The 1,713-nt window shown below is 39.5% G+C and carries 3 protein-coding genes; all 3 read left to right on the forward strand.

The annotated features are described in order from the left end of the window. Positions 1-95: 95 nt before the first annotated feature. The 3 genes from Q0852_RS23545 (at position 96) to Q0852_RS23555 (ending at position 1,519) form a co-directional block, all read left to right on the forward strand. The gene (locus Q0852_RS23545; protein WP_299022860.1) at positions 96-455 is read left to right on the forward strand and encodes a hypothetical protein; all 360 of its coding nucleotides are present in this window, start codon (positions 96-98) and stop codon (positions 453-455) included. 157 nt (positions 456-612) lie between these two features. Then, complete coding sequence (locus tag Q0852_RS23550; protein ID WP_299022863.1) at positions 613-864, forward strand: hypothetical protein; 252 nt, start codon at positions 613-615, stop codon at positions 862-864. A 142-nt stretch (positions 865-1,006) separates the two neighbouring features. After that, a complete protein-coding gene (locus tag Q0852_RS23555) occupies positions 1,007-1,519 on the forward strand; it encodes a hypothetical protein (RefSeq protein WP_299022866.1) in 513 nt (170 codons plus the stop codon). Positions 1,520-1,713 lie beyond the last annotated feature (194 nt).

The following is a 1,713-nucleotide window of genomic DNA, read 5'->3' on the forward strand; positions in this document are numbered from 1 at the left end:
GTTACACTCGGCGGTTTTGGTTCGGAGTTTTGTGTGCTTTGCTGGTTCGGTGGGGCACACCTTATCGCAGGCGTTAGCACTTTAGGAGGATAAAAGTGACAGTTTATACAGAGAAAGACTTGGGGAAAGCTCTTAAAGATGAGCTGGATACTATTGAAATTGAAGGTGATTTAACTAAAAAAGTACTAAGGATTAAAGCGACAGGAAAAGTTGCATGGGCTATCGCAATAGGTGCGATTGGTATTGCTGTGACAATTTTAATTTCAAGTGGAGGGACTGGGGCTCCAGTAAGTGGCTTGGTTGGTTTTGGTGCTGTTTCTGTACTAGGTAGTGCTACCTCAGTGTCTGCTGTTTCTATTGCAGTTGCCGCTGGCGGAGTTAGCGCATTAAACTCTTTAAGGCGTTATCGAGTAGTGGAACAGAGTGGGAAAAAGGTCGTTTTAAAGAGAAGGTAAAAATGAGCGGTATAATACCAGGACCTCCATATTTCTTTATATGTAGAAAATGTGGTCATACATTCACAAGGCGTGTATGTATTGGAATGTTCTGTCCAAATTGTAAATCACTCAAAGTTGTTAAAAATCGAAAAATTATAAAATAAAAGGAATTATCATGCATATTGTGATTGGAATTGTTGTTGTTGCTTTATTGTTGATCTTTGTTGTTTTACCTCTTGTAAAATCGTTTTTTCAAGCTTTACTGGCCTTTTTAGGGAATGTTCTTGGTGTCGTCATCGGAATTGCAATATTAGTCGGAGCTATCGCTCTTTGTGTAATGTTCCCTGTTCTTCTTATTCCTGCAATTATATTCGTCCTTTATTCAGTGTCAAAAGGTAAAGGTGGTAATGCTAAAACACGTTCATAATAAAGCGTATTTCTCAAGAGTGCTAACAAGGCAATCAAGGTGATGCGTTACACTCGGCGGTTTTGGTCTGGAGTTCGGTGCGCTTTGCTGGTTCAGTGGGGCACACCTTATTGCAGGCGTTAGCTGCAAATAGGCAGAAGTAATGAATAATCAAATAGAAAAAGTTTTTAAAGAAATAGAAAAGCAGATAAGAAAAACTATAGCGAAAAATGTATATGTATATGACGAAGTTTATGTGGCTGGATTTTGGTTATTCTACTGTGATTGCCAAACGATCGGTCAACCATGTTTTGGTTACAACATAATTGGCAATGAAAATGATTTTAAGTGGAGTCCTTCGGAGTGGGTTGTTGATGTAGAGGGTAACATGGTTGATACATTATCCCCGTTATATAAAAAGCTTTCAGAGTTAATGCAGGGCAGTTCTGAGAACGATTGGGAACAGTTAATGTTGTATCAATACGATTTCTACACGACGCTATGTAAGGATTTAAATGCTGAAATTAGTTCTGATTTATCTCCATTTAAAACTTGGAATACAAGCAAAGACTTCATTGTTGGGGTATTTGAAGAACAGGAAAGCGATGAATTTTATACTCACCTTGTAAATGCCAGTGTGGGCGAGGATGTTGTGATCAAGTTGGGCGTTGTTTAGGCACTAGATATATGAATTCGGCGCAGCTAACAAAGGCATCAAGGTGACGCGTTACACTCGGCGGTTTTGGTATGGAGTTCGGTGTGCTTGGTTGGTTCGTCGTGGCGCACCTTATCCCAGGCGTTATATTGCCGTTTAAATTATGGAGTACAGAATGAAAACAATCGGAATGTTAGGTGGTATGAGTTGGGAAT

This window comes from uncultured Photobacterium sp. (assembly GCF_947502415.1).
In the GTDB taxonomy this organism is placed as follows: Bacteria; Pseudomonadota; Gammaproteobacteria; order Enterobacterales; family Vibrionaceae; genus Photobacterium.

Coding starts and splice junctions, on each gene's coding strand:
- Q0852_RS23550 (WP_299022863.1), top strand. CDS start 613: ATGCATATTGTGATTGGAATTGTTGTTGTTGCTTTATTGTTGATCTTT.
- Q0852_RS23555 (WP_299022866.1), top strand. CDS start 1,007: ATGAATAATCAAATAGAAAAAGTTTTTAAAGAAATAGAAAAGCAGATA.